At 68.1% G+C, this 17,478-nt stretch carries 17 protein-coding genes; 6 read left to right on the top strand and 11 right to left on the bottom strand.

Annotation, left to right across the window (positions count from 1 at the left end; all coding sequences use genetic code 11):
- Position 1: 1 nt before the first annotated feature.
- Positions 2-901 (bottom strand): M48 family metalloprotease, encoded by a 900-nt coding sequence (locus SK854_RS33905; RefSeq protein ID WP_319979199.1) that lies wholly within the window; start codon positions 899-901, stop codon positions 2-4.
- A 107-nt stretch (positions 902-1,008) separates the two neighbouring features.
- Between SK854_RS33905 and SK854_RS33900 the strand changes: the two genes are divergently transcribed.
- The gene (locus tag SK854_RS33900; RefSeq protein WP_319979198.1) at positions 1,009-1,437 is read left to right on the top strand and encodes a GNAT family N-acetyltransferase; all 429 of its coding nucleotides are present in this window, start codon (positions 1,009-1,011) and stop codon (positions 1,435-1,437) included.
- A 4-nt stretch (positions 1,438-1,441) separates the two neighbouring features.
- Here the strand turns inward: SK854_RS33900 and SK854_RS33895 are convergent, their stop codons facing one another.
- Positions 1,442-2,812, bottom strand: a complete 1,371-nt coding sequence (locus SK854_RS33895) for a hypothetical protein (protein ID WP_319979197.1) — start codon at positions 2,810-2,812, stop codon at positions 1,442-1,444.
- Between the two features lie 117 nt (positions 2,813-2,929).
- On the opposite strand from SK854_RS33895, the gene SK854_RS33890 reads away from it, so the two are divergent.
- On the top strand, positions 2,930-5,758 hold the full coding sequence (locus SK854_RS33890; protein WP_319979196.1) for a substrate-binding domain-containing protein: 2,829 nt from the start codon (positions 2,930-2,932) through the stop codon (positions 5,756-5,758).
- A 100-nt stretch (positions 5,759-5,858) separates the two neighbouring features.
- Here the strand turns inward: SK854_RS33890 and SK854_RS33885 are convergent, their stop codons facing one another.
- A complete protein-coding gene (locus SK854_RS33885; RefSeq protein ID WP_319979195.1) occupies positions 5,859-6,248 on the bottom strand; it encodes a response regulator in 390 nt (129 codons plus the stop codon).
- 194 nt (positions 6,249-6,442) lie between these two features.
- Between SK854_RS33885 and SK854_RS33880 the strand changes: the two genes are divergently transcribed.
- The 3 genes from SK854_RS33880 (at position 6,443) to SK854_RS33870 (ending at position 9,180) form a co-directional block, all read left to right on the top strand.
- Positions 6,443-7,069 (top strand): DUF4360 domain-containing protein, encoded by a 627-nt coding sequence (locus SK854_RS33880; RefSeq protein WP_319979194.1) that lies wholly within the window; start codon positions 6,443-6,445, stop codon positions 7,067-7,069.
- Positions 7,070-7,150: 81 nt separating this feature from the next.
- Entirely contained in the window at positions 7,151-7,780 is a 630-nt protein-coding gene (locus SK854_RS33875; RefSeq protein WP_319979193.1) for a DUF4360 domain-containing protein, read from the top strand.
- Positions 7,781-7,923: 143 nt separating this feature from the next.
- Positions 7,924-9,180, top strand: coding sequence for a sensor histidine kinase (locus tag SK854_RS33870; RefSeq protein ID WP_319979192.1), 1,257 nt, complete (start codon positions 7,924-7,926; stop codon positions 9,178-9,180).
- On the opposite strand, the gene SK854_RS33865 is transcribed toward SK854_RS33870, so the two are convergent.
- The 3 genes from SK854_RS33865 to SK854_RS33855 all read right to left on the bottom strand — a co-directional run bounded on the left by SK854_RS33865 (position 9,170) and on the right by SK854_RS33855 (position 12,510).
- Positions 9,170-10,267, bottom strand: coding sequence for a hypothetical protein (locus SK854_RS33865; protein ID WP_319979191.1), 1,098 nt, complete (start codon positions 10,265-10,267; stop codon positions 9,170-9,172). The genes SK854_RS33870 and SK854_RS33865 overlap by 11 nt on opposite strands.
- A gap of 78 nt (positions 10,268-10,345) precedes the next feature.
- Positions 10,346-11,956 carry a serine/threonine-protein kinase gene (locus tag SK854_RS33860; RefSeq protein WP_319979190.1) on the bottom strand — a complete coding sequence of 537 codons (1,611 nt, stop codon included), beginning with the start codon at positions 11,954-11,956 and terminating at the stop codon, positions 10,346-10,348.
- A complete protein-coding gene (locus SK854_RS33855) occupies positions 11,953-12,510 on the bottom strand; it encodes a hypothetical protein (protein ID WP_319979189.1) in 558 nt (185 codons plus the stop codon). The genes SK854_RS33860 and SK854_RS33855 overlap by 4 nt, the downstream gene beginning before the upstream one ends.
- A gap of 268 nt (positions 12,511-12,778) precedes the next feature.
- Here SK854_RS33855 and SK854_RS33850 point away from each other — a divergent pair, with 268 nt between their 5' ends.
- Positions 12,779-13,645, top strand: coding sequence for a hypothetical protein (locus tag SK854_RS33850; protein ID WP_319979188.1), 867 nt, complete (start codon positions 12,779-12,781; stop codon positions 13,643-13,645).
- 74 nt (positions 13,646-13,719) lie between these two features.
- Here the strand turns inward: SK854_RS33850 and SK854_RS33845 are convergent, their stop codons facing one another.
- From SK854_RS33845 to gap, 5 genes are all read right to left on the bottom strand, one after another.
- Positions 13,720-14,064, bottom strand: a complete 345-nt coding sequence (locus SK854_RS33845; protein ID WP_319979187.1) for an RNA polymerase-binding protein RbpA — start codon at positions 14,062-14,064, stop codon at positions 13,720-13,722.
- Between the two features lie 66 nt (positions 14,065-14,130).
- On the bottom strand, positions 14,131-14,373 hold the full coding sequence (secG, locus tag SK854_RS33840) for a preprotein translocase subunit SecG (protein ID WP_319979186.1): 243 nt from the start codon (positions 14,371-14,373) through the stop codon (positions 14,131-14,133).
- Positions 14,374-14,468: 95 nt separating this feature from the next.
- A complete protein-coding gene (tpiA, locus tag SK854_RS33835; RefSeq protein WP_319979185.1) occupies positions 14,469-15,257 on the bottom strand; it encodes a triose-phosphate isomerase in 789 nt (262 codons plus the stop codon).
- On the bottom strand, positions 15,257-16,450 hold the full coding sequence (locus SK854_RS33830) for a phosphoglycerate kinase (RefSeq protein ID WP_319979184.1): 1,194 nt from the start codon (positions 16,448-16,450) through the stop codon (positions 15,257-15,259). The genes tpiA and SK854_RS33830 overlap by 1 nt, the downstream gene beginning before the upstream one ends.
- Before the next feature lie 17 nt (positions 16,451-16,467).
- Entirely contained in the window at positions 16,468-17,472 is a 1,005-nt protein-coding gene (gene gap, locus SK854_RS33825; RefSeq protein ID WP_086667356.1) for a type I glyceraldehyde-3-phosphate dehydrogenase, read from the bottom strand.
- Positions 17,473-17,478: the final 6 nt, after the last annotated feature.

Here is a 17,478-nt window from a genome sequence, read left to right as displayed (position 1 = left end):
TTCAGGCCCCCAGGCTCCGGCTTGGGGGCCTTCGCCTTTCTCCGCGCAATTTGCTGATGCGCAGCGCGCACGACGGGTGCGAGGCCAGCATCCGCGCCTTGAACCCGGCCCGGGCCCGTTGCTCGTCGTGCCCCTCCTTCACCCAGCGCTGCAACACTTCCAGCAGCACCAGCCGGTACCCGAGCTCGGCCGCGACCCGGTCCGCGTGCAACTCGGCCTTCCTGCTCGCCAGGGCCAGCAGCGGCGCGATCACCGGCACCAGCAACACCCACGGGCTGACCAGCACAGCCGCGACGCCGAGTGCCACGATCAGCACGAAGCTGATGACCTTGGCCCCGGTCGTGCCGATCTTGTCGCCCGCCAGGTAGATGCCCAGTCCGATGATGATGACCAGCCACACCGTCGCACGCGCCGGCAACTCGAACCACCAGCGCAGCAACGAGATCTTCGTGTGCCCGGCCAGGTGATGCCCGATCTCGTGCGCCAGCACCGCTTCGAGCTGCTCGCGCGGCAACTGCAACGCCGCCGTCGACACCCCCACGACGTGCCCGCCCACGGCCATCGCGTTGATCTCCTTGGAGTTCTGGATCCGCAGCCGGTACCTCCCCGGATCCACCCCGGCCGCACCACACGCCGCCCCCAGCAACGGCTCCAGCGCGGCCCGCTCCGTGCCGGTCGGCCCGCGCATCCCGTGCACCAGTGCCGCCAGCAACTTGCCCGTGGCCGGCAGGAACACGATCACGCCGGAAACCAGCCACACCACCGGAAACAGCCAGGGCCTCTCCGGCGTCACGGCCCTGCCGACGAGCGTGATGAGCAGCAGGCTGCTCAGCACCGTCGGCACCCCGAGCAGCAACTCGATCACGGCGGACATGTCGAAGCGTCGTCGGGGAGCGCGCACGTCATCACCTCGGGTTCGAGCGTTGCAGCGCGATCCCGTTTGTGTCCAGCCGAGTCGCCCGTCTCGCCCAGCGTGGTTAGCTGGAGGAGTCAACCGAGGGGGTCGAGTTGCAGATCCGGGACGTGCTGGCCGAAGACGCGCCGGCGATCCGCCAGATCAACCGCGAAGCGCTGGACTACGACTTCCCGCTGGAGGACACGGCGGCCCAGCTCTCACGGATCATCAAGGCGCCCAACGTGGTGCTGTTCGTGGCGGACGACGGCACCGAGGTGCTCGGGTACATCCAGCTGAGCGACTACGAGAACACCTATCACCGGCCGCTGAAGAACCTGATCACGCTCGCCATCTCGCCGCGCCACCAGCGCCGCGGTGTGGGGAGGGCGTTGCTGGCCGCCGGAGAGGAGTGGGCGCGGGCCGATGGTGCCGCCGGTGTCCGGCTGGTGACCGGGGCGAACCGGATGCACGCGCGGGAGTTCTACGCGGCCAACGGGTACGTGGTGCGCAAGGAGCAGACCAACCTCATCAAGTGGTGGTAGTCGCTCATACCTCGCTCCTGTTCACCAGGTCCTCCATCACGTGCACCGGCAGTGACGGGTTCGCCGCCGCCGCGCCCGCCGTGAATTCACTCCCCATCAACTCCACGATCGTCGGCACCGGCAGGTGCGGATGCGCGGCGGCCAGGTGCCGTGCCTGCGCATCCTCCATGCACAGCAACAAAGTCTCACCCCAGGCGGCAGGGTGTCGTGCGACGGCCCGGTACGTCTTCTCCACCGAACCGGCCCGCGAAGCCATGTGGTGCAACAACTCCGGCGGGCACAGCGGATTCCGCGCCACCCTCGGGCACACCTGAGGCCCGTGCCGTTCGACGAGCTCCCACAGCTGCGCGACCGTCACCAGAGGATGGACGGCGACCGCGGCGGCGACTCCGGCATCGGGATCAGGCACCAGACCGGCGAACAGGTCCGCGGGCAGGTCGGGACGCGCGGCCACCAGCATCCGCACCTGCGCCACCCGAGACGAGGCCAGCTCCCGAAGTTCCGCGACGGAAGCGGAAGCGATGCGCGGCACCGGATCGGGGCCGATCCGCGCGACGGGAGCCAGTTCCACCAGGAGGTCCAGCGGGATCGCCGGGTTGCGCAGGAGCACGAGACGCAGGGCGCGGGTCGCGGTGAGCTGGCGCAGGACCGGCACGGGGACGGCGGGGTTCGCGGCCAGCTGCGACAGGATGCCGGGTTCCAGCTCCGAGGCGAGCTGCTCGTAGACGTCGGCAGGCAGGTCGGTGCGTTCGGCCAGGAAGTAGCGGGATACGTGGTGGCGCAGCAGGTCCGCGGCCACGGCGCCGGGCGTCGCGGGGTTCGCGGCAAGTTCGCGGGCCAGGGCGTCCTCGGAGCTCAGCGAGGTCAGCACCGACGCGGGCGTGTGCGGACTGGAAGCCAGAGCCCGGCGCACGTCGAGGCTCGGATGGCTGCTCAGCGACTCGGCCAAACCAGGAGGTAATGGTTGGAAGAGAACCAACTCGGCGACCACGGACGGGTCCGAGTCGCGGGCCAGCAGGTCGATCACGTCGGCGGGCAGCGAGCAGGCCCATTCCGGGAGCCGCGCGCGGACGGCGGGGTCCGGGTGGAACGCCAGTGCGCGAGCCAGTCCGGGATCGGCGTCAGGGCTTCCGGTCACCACCAAGGCGACCGATTCGTTGGTGATGGGTATGTCGGCCGGGTGAACCAACCCCTTGTCCAGCAGCGTGTACACGGTTGTGGAGTCGCCATACGCAAGTAGCGCGCGCACGTGCGCAGGAGAGAGATCAGCGCGTTCGGCCAGGTCAGCCGCCAACTCGGGGCGGGTGACCAGGCGGTCGAGCAACGTGGCCGGCAGCGCGGGGTTCGACGCCAGGCCCTCCAGTACAGCGTTCACCAATCTCCCTGGTAACACGGCAGGCATTCCCCCCGACAACGCGTATCATCCCCAATCGCGTTGAGTAGCGGGGGTTTTGTGGCAAACGGCAGTGCGAAGCGACGTCCCACCATCGGGATGATCACCGCTGGCCCGCTCATCGAGCTCGCGGGCGAGCAGTGGCGTGGTGTCAGCGACGGAGCTCAGCGCCTCGGGTGCGACCTCGTGTGTTTCGTGGGCAGTGAACTGGACCATCCGGACCCGCTCAAGCGTCGCGCGAACACGGTCTACGACCTCATCTCGCCGAATCGCATCGATGCGCTCGTGGTGTGGACTACGCGCGTGGGGCAGCTCATCGGGTCCGAGGGCATGCAGGAGTACGTGAAGCGGTACGCGCCCATGCCCATCGTGAGCGTCGAAACAAGCCTTGCCCAGTGGCCAACGATTCTGATGAACAACCGTGACGGCATGAAGCAGGCCGTCGACCACCTCATCGAGGTGCACGGCAAGCGCCGGATCGCGTTCGTCCGGGGGCCGCAAACGCATGCGGGCGCACGGGAGCGGTTCCTCGGCTACGCGGATTCGTTGCGCAACCACGGGATCCCGTTCGATCCCGCGCTCGTCACCATGCCGGGCTCATTCATCTGGGAACCGAACGGCGCGACGCAGGCCGTGCGCAGGATGCTCGCGCGCATCAAGGAACCGCCGGACGCCATCGCCGCCGCGAACGACGACTACGCGATCGGGGTCGTGTCCGCGCTGGAGGAACTGGGGTACCGCACGCCGGAGGACGTCGCCGTCGTCGGGTACGGCAACCACACGAACGTTCGCACGCACGACGCGGCGCCCACGTTCACCACCGTCAGGGCGCCGTTCCTCGAAATGGGCTTCCGGGCGGCCGAACTCGCGGTGGCGCTGGTGCAGGGCCGGCCGACGCGCGAGCACCAGACCCTGCCGACCGAGCTGATCGTGCGCCGGTCGTGCGGCTGCCTGCCGTCCGGGCTCGGTGACCACGCCCCCGCGCACGACCGGCTCAGCATCAACGAGTCCGCGACCGCCTCCACGGTGGCGGACCACCTGCGCGACTCGCTCGGGAAGCCCTCCGCGAACCTGCCGGACGGATGGGCCGAGCAGCTGGTCGTCGAGCTGATGGCGGCAGGCCGCGGTGAGGTCGAGGGCGCGGAGTTCCTGAAGCTGCTGGCCGAGTACATCCGCTGGAGTGCGCGCGCCGGGTGCGAACCGGCGAAGTGGTGGCCACCGCTGTTCGACCTGCATCGGTTCGTGACGGCACGGATCAGCGACGCGACGATCATCAACGACCTGTGGTTGCGCGTGCAGCTGCTTCTCGGCGATGCGTTCGCCACGGACGCGCGCTTCAAGTACCTGTCGCACGAGCGTCACGACCAGACGGTGCGTGAAGCAGGACAACGGCTCATCGCGTCACGGGACGTGGACGAGCTGACGACCGCTCTTGCCGAGGAACTCCCCCGCCTCGCCATCCCCGGCTGCCACGTCATGGCGTACGACACGCCAGGCACGGCGCGCGCGCTCGTCCGGTACGAGAACGCAGAACTGAAGACCCCGCCGGACACCCCGTTCCCCACCATCAACCTCACGCCGTACCCGTTCAAGCGCAACGTGCCGTTCAGCGCCCTGGTCGCCCCGCTCTACACCGACGAGGACCACCTCGGGTACGTGATCTTCGAGGAGGGCCCGGAGCCCGGCTGGATCTACGAGGCCGTGCAGCAGCAGCTCAGCAGCGCGTTGCGGAGCATCAGGCTGATGCAGGAGCTGAAGGACGCGCGCGCACGGCTCGAAGAACGCGTCGGCGAGACCGAAGCGCAACTGCGGCACGCGCAGAAGATGGAGGCCATCGGACGGTTGACCGGTGGCATCGCGCACGACTTCAACAACATCCTCACGGTCGTGAACGGCAACAGCGAGATGCTGCTGCGACGCACGCTCCCGGACGATCCGAGGCGCACGGCCATCGAGGACATCAGGCACGCGGGCGAACGGGCCGCGAACCTGACCAGGCAGCTGCTCGCGTTCACCCGCCAGCAGGTCCTGCACCCGGAGTCCCTGGACCTCAGGCAGAACCTCACCAAGGTCCACTCGATGCTGCGCACGCTCGTCGGCGACCACATCGAACTGGAGATGCACCTGCCGGAAGGCGTCGCGCAGGTGTGGGCGGACGCCGGCCAGGTCGAGCAGATCCTGTTCAACCTCGCGGTCAACTCCCGCGACGCGATGCCCGGCGGCGGCACGCTCCGGATCTCGATCGCGGACAGGACCCTCGGCGGCGGCGACACCGGCCGGATCGTCGGCGTGCGGCCGGGCGAGTACGTCGTGATGCGCGTCCAGGACACCGGCGCGGGCATGGCACCGGACGTGCAGGCGCAGGTGTTCGAGCCGTACTTCACCACCAAACCGGTCGGCAAGGGCACCGGCCTCGGCCTGTCCACGGTGTTCGGCATCGTGCAGCAGTCCGGCGGGCAGATCGAACTGATCAGCGCACTGGGCGAAGGCACGACCGTGGAGGTCTACCTGCCCGTGCCGCACGAACGCGACGGCACGCCCGAAGCACCGTGCGCGCGTCGCACCACCACGCACCGAGGCATCGGCACGGTGCTGCTCGTGGAGGACGACGCGCAGGTGCGGGTCATGACCCGGCGCTCGCTGGAGACCGCGGGCTACGCGGTGATCGAGGCGGGCGACGGCCAGGAGGCACTGCAACTGGCCACGGCCCACCGCAGCACCATCGAGCTCGTGCTCACCGACGTCGTGATGCCGAAGATGGGCGGCCCCGAACTCGTCCGGCTGCTGCGCTCGACCGGCGCGGCACCGGCCGTGATCTACATGTCCGGGTACACGACCGACGAGGTCCTCAACGACGAGGTGCTGATCACCAAGCCGTACGTGGAGTCGGACCTGCTGGAACGCGTGCGGCAGGTCCTAGCGGGCTGATCGCTGACCTTTGCCGCGTTTTTCGCCGGTCAGACGGGTGCATCGTGGTGCCCTGCTGATCGCCGAAAAACGCGGTGAAGATCGCGATCAGCCCGCTTGCTCAGGACGCTTGAGCGCGGCGGGCCACGGCGAGACGGACCGTCTCGTCCAGCGCCTCGATCCGGAACGGCTTCTGCAGGTAGCCGGCGACGTCGTGCCCCGCGAACCGCCGCTCCAGTGACGCGCGGTCGTAGCCGCTGGTCAGCACCACCGGCACGGCGAGGCCCTCGCGTTCGACCTGCGCCAGCACCTCCTCGCCGGACAGGCCCGGCATGCTGTGGTCGAGCAGCATCGCGCTGATCTCGGCGGACCGTTCGCGCAGGATCGCGAGCGCCTCGATGCCGTCACTGGCCTGCAGAACTTCGAAGCCCAGCTCCTCGAGCAGGCTCACGGTGTACCTACGCACGGGGTCCTCGTCCTCGACCACGAGCACCAGCCCAGCCAGCGACATGCGGGCAAGTATGCCGGAAACTATTCGTGCCTTCAGCACCAGGTGTCCGACTATTTTTGGTAATTCTTCACGAACTGCTCCATCAGTGTGACCTGGGCCATTTGGATCACACCATTGGTTGAGGGTCTGCGCTAACCTTCGCGGCACCGCTGCCGCTCCACGCTGAGAAAGAGGCACCAGGAAAGGCCAACTTCATGCGTAAAGCGACGGCAGCAGCCGCTCTGGCCGTGCTGTTCACATTGTCGTCAGCACCCGCACACGCCGCGACGATTCCTTCGGAGCGCGTGACGATCGACGTGGTGACGGTGAACGGTTCCGGGTGCAAGCAGGGCAGCGCCGAAGTGATCGTCTCACCGGACAACACCTCGTTCTGGGTGATCTACAGCGACTACCTGGCCCAGGCGGGCAAGGGTGCCGGTGCGACCGAATTCCGCAAGAACTGCCAGCTCACGCTGCAGATCAACGTCCCGCAGGGCTTCACGTACGGCATCGCGGAAGCGACCTACGGCGGCTACGGGTACCTCAAACCCGGCGCGACCGGGTACCAGTCGGTGAATTACTACTTCCAGGGTCAATCGGCCACCACCACGTGGAAGCACACGTTCACGGGGCCGTTCGACGACAACTGGTCGATCACCCACAAGACCGAGTTCTCGGAGATCGTCTGGTCGCCGTGCGGCGAGCAGAAGAATCTCAACGTCAACAGCGCCCTGCGCGTCGACAAAGGTAGCTCGGACGCCAATACAAACAGTTTCATGACGATGGACTACCAGCGCGGAGAAGTCCGCACTTTGCACCACTTCTCGTGGAAGCGCTGCTGATTTTCTGACAAAGGCCGCCGCCACCGGAGTTCCAACCGCCGCCACCCCTCCCTGCGAGACGCGTTTGGAAAGGTGCCCCTCATGCTCAACGCGGTTGCCGCTGCCCTGCTGGCCTCGACCATCATCATCCCGCCCGGCTCGCCCAACGAGACGCCGCCGCCCGACCACATCACCATCGACGTCGTCACGGTCAACGGCTCCGGCTGCCCGGCGGGCACCGCGGCCGTCGCGGTGTCCGAGGACAACAAGGCCTTCACGGTCACCTACAGCGACTACCTGGCCCAGGTCGGCGTCGGCGCGCGACCGACCGACTTCCGCAAGAACTGCCAGCTCAACCTGCGGGTCAACGTCCCGCAGGGCTTCACCTACGGCATCGCCCAGGCCGACTACAGAGGTTTCGCGCACCTGGAAAGAGGCGCGTACGCCATCCAGAAGGCCAACTACTACTTCCAGGGCATGTCGCAGAACGACACCGCACAGCACCGGTACAACGGCCCGCACAGCGACGACTGGCAGGCGACCGACGAGACCGAGGTCGCCGCGATCGTCTACTCGCCGTGCGGCGAGAAGCGGAACTTCAACATCAACACCGAGCTCCGCGTCTACCCCGGCTCGTCCAACACGGCCACGACGACGAGCTTCGTGTCGATGGACTCCACGGACGGTGCGATCGACACGACCTACCAGTTCAGCTGGAAAACCTGCCCCTGATAGCCCCGTAGTAGTGCTGTGACTACCGCACGCGTCCGCACGGACGTGTGCGGTAGCACATATGTGAGTGGAGCGGCGTACAGATTCGCGTGTACCGACGTCTTACCCCCATGACGGGGCAGGTCGGGGTAAAGGGGCAGCCAATGCCATCCGCCGCATACGCGCAGTACGGTGAGGATCGCAAGGCTCACAGGGGAGGTCGGATCCTGACCACGACGCTGCTCCCGGCCAGACGGTCGGAGGAGACCGCGGCCGGCTCGCGCTGGCCGCTCAGTGGTGACTACCGGCAGGTGCTCGCGGACCTGGCGCTGATCTTCTTCGCCGTGCTCGACGTCTGGCTGTACGGGCTGTGGCTCGAAGCCGACCCGATCACGGACCTCCCACCGGTCGAGAACTACCAGCTGTGGCTCAACTGGCTCGCGGTCGGCGCGCTGGTCCTGCGGCGGCGGTTCCCGTTCCTCACGCTCGTGCTGACCATCCCCGGCTTCTTCGTCGGCTGGTCGCAGCTCGCCGCGATGATCGCCCTCTACACGGTCGCCCGCCGCTACCTCGGCGGCTGGCAGACGGGCCTCGCGGCCGCGCTGGTGTGGCTCTGCCGGTTCGTCGCCTGGCCGTTTCAGGAGCTGATCGACCGGCCCGCCTCCGGGCACTTCCACTCGGCGATCTACGGCTTCCTCGTGTCGGGCCTGCCGATCGCGATCGGCCTGCTGGTGCACGCGCGCCAGGAGCTGTCCGACCGCATCCGCGAACTCGCCGAGTCACGCGAGAGAGAACGTGTGCTGCACGCGCACGCCATCCGTGCCGACGAACGGGCAAAGCTCGCCCGCGAGATGCACGACGTGGTGTCGCACCAAGTCAGCCTCATCGCCATGCAGGCCGGTGCGCTGCGCATGGCCGTGGTCGACGCCGAGCACAAGCAGGTCGCCGGCACCATCCGCACACTGTCGACACGCACGCTCGATGAGCTCCGCACGCTCGTGTCCGTCCTACGCACCACAGACGACACGCAGCCGGGTCTCGACGAGCTGTCCGACCTGGCCGCCGACGCGGGCTTCGAGGTGACCGTCCAGCTCAAGGGCCCGGTCGAGGACCTCCCCGCACCGGTGTCCGGCGCCGTCTACCGGACGGTGCAGGAGGCCCTGACCAACATCCGCAAGCACGCGGTGGGCGCGAGCGCGACGGTGTTCATCGACGCCCAGTACGACGACAACGTGCTGGTCGAGGTGCGCAACACCGCCGCGTCCAGCCCGTCGTCGTCGCTGCCCAGCGGAGGTCACGGCCTGGTCGGTCTGCGGGAACGCGCCACGTTGCTCGGCGGCGAGTTCTCGGCGGGACCGACCGAGGACGGCGGCTTCCTGGTGACGGCGTCGTTCCCGAGGGAACGCGTCATCACCGATTGAAGCTCTGGAACGCGTGGAACGACTTCTTGGGCTCCAGGCGGTAGGGCGAGTTGTCGTCGTCGAACCGCTCACGCATCGTGCGCAGCAGGCTGTACGAGGCCATGTCGTAGTCGCGATCGCGGCACGTCGGGTTGTGCGGCGAGTCCGGTGTGATGACCGAGTACAGGTGTGAACCCTCCACATCGGGCTGTGCGCCGAACACGCGCAGCATGCGGGCGATGTGGTCGGCCTGCTCGCGTTCGTTCCGCTCGAAGCCGGGTTTGATCACGGGCGGGTCTGCCTCGTAGTCGACGATGTCCCAGCCCATCCCACCGGCCTTCGCGGCGCCCGTGAACGTGCAGCAGCCGTACTCCATGATCATCAGCGGCTTGCCCCAACGGCGATATTTGTCCAGGTCAGCCGTGTACTCGGCGTCGGTCTCGAAGTGCGTGTAGTAGTCGAGGCCGACGAGGTCGAACAACGACCAGTCGTTCCAGTCGGCGTCCGCCCCCGCGGCCGCGCCGTAGGTGATCCGGCCCCGGAACTCCCCGCGCGCCACCTCGACGGCCTTCACCACGAACTCGCGGAAGCGCCGGATGACCGCCGGCCAGTCCGTGATCGTCGGGATGTTCGCGAGCCGGTCCAGGAAGGTGTCGCCGGGGATGATGCCCGGCGTGAACAGGAAGTGCTCGCAGCCGGTGACGAACGTGATGTTGTCGCCACGCCGCTTCCGTTCGGCCGTGCGCGCGGCCTCGGCCATGTGCTCCAGGATCTGCTCTTGCGGGTGGTCGTAGAGCCTCGGCTGCACGAAGACCCGCATGCCGTGGCGCAACGCCGCGTCCGTCGTCTCGGCGAGGCGGCCGAGGTCGGTGCCGAACGCCGTGATCGACGGGCAGCGCAGCTCGCCGGCGAGGAGACGGATCTCCCGTTCCAGCTGCTGACGGCTCCAGCGCACGCGGCTCAACGGCTCCCCCGCCGCGTGCAGCACCCCGGTGTCGTAGCAGACGCCGCCGCGCTTCCTCGGTGCCGCTGACGCCGTGCCGCCCCCGACGCTCGCCAGCGCCGCGGCACCGGCGACGGACTTCAGGAACACCTTTCGACTGATCATCGCTCCCCCTGACTGGTCGTTCCCTCAGAAGCACTGCTTCTCAGAGAACGCCCGTCAGGGGCGAACTGTCGCGTTCGATCAGGCGGGCTTGGAAGCGAGCGACGCACTCAGTGCCGCCGCCGCGCCGAGCACACCGCACGTGAGCGCGATCGGCATCGTCGGCTCGTGCTCCAGCAGCACGGACACGAGCAGCCACACGGACAGGCCGAGCCCGAGGCCGAGCGGCACGGACGCGATCACCGCCGCCACCCCGGTCTGCCGCCGACGCAACGCCCGCAGGTTCGACTCCAGGTACGCGAACGTGAACAGCAGCAACAACGCCGAGCCGGTGCCCATCAGGCTCAGCCACGGCGTCTGGCTGGACTTCAGCAGGAACGGCGGCTGGTCGTCGACCTGAGCCGTCACGACGCCGCCGATGATCCACCGCGCCGCGCCCGGCAGCACGAAGCCCTCCGGCGTGCGCTCGGGCACGTCCGCGAGCGGAATCCCGGCCGCCGTCACGACGAGACGCGTGCCCTCGACCTTCACGGGATCGGCCAGGTCCAGCTCGATGGTCGTGGCGGGCGGGGTGCCGGTCGCCACGAACGGCACCACGGCCATCGCGATCAACGCGAGGGCGGCCACCAGCCACAACGCCCACGGCTTCGACGGCGGCCTGATCACCTGCGAGGCCGGCACCAGCGTGCTGCTGCCGCTCAGCCGTGCGGCCGGAATCGGGTCGACCAGCGTGGCCCGGATCCGCTGCCCCGTGAGCGTGACGGTCTCGCGTTCGGGCACGGGCCGCAGCGACGGACGCGTGGAAGACGACGACACCTGTGGTGCGAGGTGCACGGGCATGCCCAGGCGCACGAGCCAGTCCGGGCCGAACAGGTGGCCCGCGGCGCCCGCCAGGTCGATCGCGAACGTCTCGGCGTTGCGGTAGCGCGCGTCCGGTTCCCGCGCGATGCTGCGCATCACCACGCCCGCAAGGGGTTCCGGCACCTTCGGCACCGGCCGCGGCTCCTGGAACACCCGCTTCTGGATCATCGCGATAGGGCCGCCACCGCGTTCGAACGGCAGGTCGCCGCACAGCAGTTCGTAGAGCATCGTGCCGGTCGCGTAGACGTCGGCCGCAGGCGACAGAGCGTTGCCCATCGCCTGCTCCGGAGCGATGTAGGCGGGCGTGCCGAGCACCGCGCCACCGTGCGTCACGAGCGTCGCGCCCTCCGACACCACCTGGGAGATGCCGAAGTCCGCCACCTTCACCACGCCGTTCGAGGTGAAGAGCAGGTTCTTGGGCTTCACGTCGAGGTGCAGCACCCCGGCCTCGTGCGCCGCGTGCAGACCGGACAGCGCCGCCAGCACGATCCCGCACGACTGCTGCGCGGTCAGGCCGTCGCCTGAGAACCGCGACCAGACCGTGCCGCCGTCGAGCCGTTCCATCACCAGCAGGTGTTCGCCCTGCTGCCGGACGTAGTCGTAGACGGGCACGATGTGCGGGTGGTCGAGCCGGGCCAGCAGCCGCGCCTCGTGCTCGAAGCGCTCACTCATCCGCGGGTCTTCGGCCACGGCGTGCGGCAGCCGTTTGATCGCCACGGGACGCCCCAGCTGACGGTGCACACCGCCGTAGACGACCCCCATGCCGCCTTCGCCGATCTGCTCACCGACGGCGTACTGCGGCAGCGCGGCGACCACACTGGACTGAATCACCGTTGAATCCTCACGGTATCCACATCGGACGGATGGCGCCGCTCACCGGGGTGCGGCGTCAGGTAGCCGAGCACGAACGCGGCCGCGGCGGCACCGACGATGAACGGGATCTCGGCCGTGGGTGACGGCGCCACCAGCCGCAGCACCGACAACGAGATCACCGCGACCAGCCCGGTGCCGATCCCGGCCGGCAGGAACCGCATGGCGCGCTGCCACCGGTTCGGAGGAAGCCGGCGGCGGGCCAGCGCGATCAACGCCCCCGCCCACGACAACCCGGTCAGCACGAGCACGCCCAGACCGAACGCCCCGTAGACCGACCAGAGCGAGCCCTTGACGTCTCCGGTCGTCTCGACGGACGCGATGCTCTCCCGCCCGACGTCGATGACCTCAACTGTGACCGGAAGGAGACCAATCGCCTGCGAGCCGAGATCGGTGGGCTCCAGCGGGAACGACCGGGTCTCCGAGGACTTCGCCGGCACGTCGAACGGAACCGTTGTGTCGTAAGAGAAGAAGGTCAACGCCAGCGCGGTGCCGCTGATTCGCACGGTCTTCACGCGCTGCACGGTGGTCGTGTTGTTGCGGACCGTGACGGAGACCTTGGCGGTCTGCGACGGGTCCAGAACGAGATTCCCTACTCCAACCGGCCTACCGTCCACATCGGCCTCGAGGATCACAGACCCGTCCTGTGCGAGGGCCGCCGAGGGAAGCAGCATAATTCCGCACCACAGCAGTAAACCTGCACCGGCCATGCGACGTCTCACTAGCGCACCTTAGGTTCTGATCCGGGGAGAGGGAATGCGGTCTTTAGGCTTACTCGTGGCCATGATGGCCGGTGTTACGGTGCTGGTCGCCACACCGGCTTCGGCCCAGCAGCCGCCCAGTGTGACCGCGGCGCCGCAGCCTGCCACAGCAGGCGGCCCCGTGACCATTTCCTGGGGCGGATTCGTTACGTGTCGTGCCGTCAGCATCATCTTCACGCTGGACGGCGCCCAGATCGCGACCGCGGGCTCAGCCTCCAGCGGTTCGGTCGGAGCCACCGTGCCCGCGGGCACCACCGCCGGTAGCCACAAGCTCGAAGCCCGGTCGACGAACACGAAGTGCGGTAGCGCGGGCACCGCACTGCGCGTCGTCGTGCCGCCGCCACCGGTCACCACGACGACCAAGCCGCCCGTCACCGTTCCGCCGGTGACGAACCCGCCGGTCACCAACCCGCCTGTGACGACGCGTCCACCGGTCGTCACCACCACGACTCCCGGGACGACCACCACGACCACGACCACCCCGTCGTCGTCCTCGGAGACGCCGCCCTCGTCCACCGACGCGCTGACCAACCCCGACGACGGCGTGCTGATCCTGGACAAGGAGAACATCCAGCCCGGTGACGACCTGACCGCGACCGGCACGGGCTGTCCCAAGGGCGCGAACGTGACGCTGAAGTCGCTGGGCCAGGACGTCGGCAAGACGACCGCGGATGAGAACGGCACTTTCCGGTCGCCGGTGAAGTTCGCGAGCATCGAGCCGGGCCGCCACAAGGTGCGTGCGGAGTGCGGCATCGTGCTCGTGGGCAACGTGGACGTGACGCTGTCGAGTTCGTCCGGCGGCACGACCAGCACGCTCGTGGTGCTGTTGTTCTTCCTGCTCGTCGGTGCCGCGATGCTGCGTCGCCAGTTCTCGGGACTGCGACGATAAGAGAGAAACGCGAAAGGCCCCCTCTCCGCAGGATGAGGGGGCCTTTCGCGTTTTAGAAGATCTCCGAGCCAGGCTTACGGCACTTCGCGCTGACGGCGCAGCTTGGCGAGAGCCTCTTCGAGGATCGCCTCACCGTCCGCGTCGGAGCGCCGCTCCTTCACGTACGCAAGGTGCGTCTTGTAGGGCTCGTTGCGCGGAGGCGCGGGTGGCGTCTGCTCGTCACGACCTGCCGGCAGGCCGCAGCGCGGGCAGTCCCAGTTCTCCGGCACGTCCGCTTCGACCGCGAAGGAAGGCCGGGACTCGTGACCGTTCGCGCACCAGTACGACACCCGACGACGGGGCGCGGACTCGCCGCGTTCCGATTCGCCCATCGGGCCTGCGCCGACGCGGGTACCGCGAATCGCGTTACCACCGGACATCGACCGTTACACCCCCACCAAGTGGTTACTCCAAGCCCCGGAGGGCTTCTGCCGCTGAACGGTTGATCAGGCTGACGGAGGCAGCTTGATCAGGAGTCCGATGCCCACGATGGCGATGATCCAGATCGCACCGACGAACAGAGTCAGGCGATCGAGGTTCTTCTCGACAACGGAGGAACCGGACAGACTCGACTGCATACCGCCGCCGAACAGCGAAGAAAGGCCGCCACCACGGCCGCGGTGCAAGAGCACGAGCAGCACCAGGAGCACGCTGGAGACGATCAACAGGATCTGCAGGAACAGGATCATTTCTTCCTCGCTGTCAGGCAGCCGACGCCATAGAGTACCTGTTCGACTGCCGAACGTGTGCAACCAGTGGGGTTATGGGTTTGGTCCAGATCAACTTAGGGTAGAGGCCCGCCGGCAGCCAATGCGCACAGCTTGGTGAATTCGTCGGCCTGAAGACTGGCACCGCCGACGAGAGCGCCGTCGATGTCCTTCTGCCCGATCAGATCGCCGATGTTCGACGACTTGACCGAACCGCCGTAGAGCACCCGGACGACGGCCGCGGTCTCCTCGCCGTACTTCTCCGCGACGAACGAGCGGACCAGCGAGCACACCTCCTGCGCGTCGGCGGAGGAGGCGGTGCGACCGGTGCCGATGGCCCAGACGGGCTCGTAGGCGAACACGATCTTGGCGACCTGCTCGGCCGTGAAGCCCTTGAGACCGTCCTCCAGCTGCTGGCGCACCAGCTCCAGGTGACCCTTGGCCTCGCGGACGTCGAGCTTCTCGCCGAAGCAGAAGATCGGGGTGACCTCGACCTTCAGCGCGGCCTTGACCTTGGCGTTGACGATGGCGTCCGTCTCGCCGTGGTACTCACGCCGCTCGGAGTGCCCGACGACCACGTAGTGGCAGCCGAGCTTCTTGATCATCGGGCCGGAGATCTCACCGGTGTAGGCACCGGAGTCGTGCTGCGAGATGTCCTGCGCGCCGTACTTGATCAGCAGCTTGTCGCCGTCGACCAGCGTCTGGATGCTGCGGATGTCGACGAACGGGGGAAGAACGGCCACCTCGACCTTGGCGAAGTACTTCTCCGGGAGGGAGAAGGCGATCTTCTGCACGAGACCGATCGCCTCGAGGTGGTTGAGGTTCATCTTCCAGTTGCCCGCGATGAGCGGGAGCCGGGCTGCCATCAGGACTCCAAAACGCTGATGCCGGGGAGTTCCTTGCCTTCCAGGAACTCCAGGGACGCGCCACCACCGGTGGAGATGTGCGAGAAGCCGTCCTCGGGCAGGCCCAGCGCACGCACCGCGGCGGCCGAGTCGCCACCACCGACGACGGTGAACGCCTCGGACTTGACCAGGGCCTCCGCGACGGCACGCGTGCCACCGGCGTAGGTGTCGATCTCGAAGACGCCCATGGGGCCGTTCCAGAACACGGTCTTGGCGTCGGCGAGCTTCGACGCGAACAGCTCGCGCGACTTCGGGCCGATGTCGAGGCCCATCTTGTCGGCGGGGATCGAGTCGGTGCCGACGACGTCGTGCTCGACGTTGCCGAACTCGGCCGTGACCAGCACGTCGACCGGCAGCACGAGCTCGACGCCGCGCTTCTCGGCCTCGGCGAGGAAGCCCTTGACCTGGTCGAGCTGGTCCTCCTGCAGCAGCGACGTGCCGACCTCGTGGCCCTGGGCCTTGAGGAACGTGTACGCCATGCCGCCGCCGATGAGCAGCCGGTCGACCTTGGCCAGCAGGTTCGCGATGACGCCGAGCTTGTCGGACACCTTCGCGCCGCCGAGCACCACGACGTACGGGCGCTCCAGGTCGTCGGTGAGCTTCTTGAGCACCTTGAGCTCGGCCTCGACGAGACCGCCGACGTACGCGGGGAGCTTCTGCGCCACGTCGTAGACCGAGGCCTGCTTGCGGTGCACGACGCCGAAACCGTCGGACACGAACGCGTCCGCGAACGCCGCGAGCTCGTCGGCCAGTGCCGCGCGCTCCGCGTCGTCCTTCGAGGTCTCACGGGCGTCGAAGCGGACGTTCTCCAGCATCACGACGCCACCGTCGGTGAGCGCGCCGACCACGGAGGTGGCGGACGGGCCGACCAGGTCGCTCGCGAGCGCGACCTCGGTGCCGAGCAGCTCACCGAGGCGAGCGGCGGCCGGGGCCAGGGAGAACTTGGGGTCCGGCTCGCCCTTGGGACGGCCGAGGTGAGCGGTGACGATCACGCGGGCACCCGCGTCGGCCAGTGCCTTGATCGTCGGGACCGACGCGCGCACGCGGCCGTCGTCGGTGATCTTGTCTCCGTCGAGGGGGACGTTGAGGTCGGCGCGCACCAGGACGCGCCGACCCGCGACACCCTCGGCGAGCAGGTCGCTGAGAGTCTTCACTGACTGTTCGCTCCTGCTCAGATCTTCGAGGCGACGAGCTTGACCAGGTCCGCGAGGCGGTTGGAGTAGCCCCACTCGTTGTCGTACCAGCCGACGACCTTGACCTGGTTGCCGATGACCTTGGTCAGCGGCGCGTCGTAGATGCACGAGTGCGGGTCGGTGACGATGTCGGCCGACACGATCGGGTCCGTCGAGTACTTGAGGATGCCGGCCAGGGGGCCCTCGGCGGCGGCCTTGTACGCGGCGTTGACCTCTTCGACGGTGACCTCGCGCTTGAGCGTGACGGTCAGGTCGGTGGCCGAGCCCGTGGGGATCGGCACGCGCAGCGCGTAGCCGTCGAGCTTGCCCTTGAGCTCCGGCAGCACCAGGCCGATGGCCTTCGCGGCGCCCGTGGAGGTCGGGACGATGTTCAGCGCGGCGGCGCGGGCACGGCGGAGGTCGCTGTGCGGCGCGTCCTGCAGGTTCTGGTCCTGCGTGTACGCGTGGATCGTGGTCATGAGGCCCTGCTCGACGCCGAAGCTGTCGTTGAGGACCTTGGCCAGGGGCGCGAGGCAGTTGGTGGTGCAGGACGCGTTCGAGATGATCGTCTGCGAACCGTCGAACTTGTCCTCGTTCGCGCCGATGACGACGGTGAGGTCCTCGTTCTTGGCCGGCGCGGAGATGATGACCTTCTTGGCGCCGCCCTCGTCCACGTGCGCGCGGGCCTTGGTGGCGTCGGTGAAGAAGCCGGTCGACTCGACCACGACGTCGACGCCGAGGTCCTTCCAGGGCAGAGCGCCCGGGTTGCGCTCGGCGAGGGCCTTGATGACCTTGCCGTCAACGGAGATGCCCTCGTCGGTGACCTGCACGTCCGCGTCCAGACGACCGAGGATGCTGTCGTACTTCAGCAGGTGCGCCATCGTGGCGACGTCACCGAGGTCGTTGAACGCGACGATCTCGATGTCGTGGCCGCCGGCCCTCACGGCGCGGAAGAAGTTGCGCCCGATGCGACCGAAACCGTTGACACCTACACGAACCGTCACGACTGA

Origin of the sequence: Lentzea sokolovensis (assembly GCF_033949975.1) — a bacterium.
GTDB classification, from domain to species: domain Bacteria; phylum Actinomycetota; class Actinomycetes; order Mycobacteriales; family Pseudonocardiaceae; genus Lentzea; species Lentzea sokolovensis.
This window is presented reverse-complemented; position numbering and strand designations above follow the sequence as displayed.

Excerpts from the sequence above, each read along its gene's own strand:
- SK854_RS33870 (WP_319979192.1), top strand. The coding sequence starts at position 7,924 with ATGCCATCCGCCGCATACGCGCAGTACGGTGAGGATCGCAAGGCTCAC.
- SK854_RS33850 (WP_319979188.1), top strand. The coding sequence starts at position 12,779 with ATGATGGCCGGTGTTACGGTGCTGGTCGCCACACCGGCTTCGGCCCAG.
- tpiA (WP_319979185.1), bottom strand. The coding sequence starts at position 15,257 with ATGGCAGCCCGGCTCCCGCTCATCGCGGGCAACTGGAAGATGAACCTC.
- SK854_RS33845 (WP_319979187.1), bottom strand. The coding sequence starts at position 14,064 with ATGTCCGGTGGTAACGCGATTCGCGGTACCCGCGTCGGCGCAGGCCCG.
- SK854_RS33865 (WP_319979191.1), bottom strand. The coding sequence starts at position 10,267 with ATGATCAGTCGAAAGGTGTTCCTGAAGTCCGTCGCCGGTGCCGCGGCG.
- SK854_RS33890 (WP_319979196.1), top strand. The coding sequence starts at position 2,930 with ATGATCACCGCTGGCCCGCTCATCGAGCTCGCGGGCGAGCAGTGGCGT.
- SK854_RS33880 (WP_319979194.1), top strand. The coding sequence starts at position 6,443 with ATGCGTAAAGCGACGGCAGCAGCCGCTCTGGCCGTGCTGTTCACATTG.
- SK854_RS33885 (WP_319979195.1), bottom strand. The coding sequence starts at position 6,248 with ATGTCGCTGGCTGGGCTGGTGCTCGTGGTCGAGGACGAGGACCCCGTG.
- SK854_RS33875 (WP_319979193.1), top strand. The coding sequence starts at position 7,151 with ATGCTCAACGCGGTTGCCGCTGCCCTGCTGGCCTCGACCATCATCATC.
- secG (WP_319979186.1), bottom strand. The coding sequence starts at position 14,373 with ATGATCCTGTTCCTGCAGATCCTGTTGATCGTCTCCAGCGTGCTCCTG.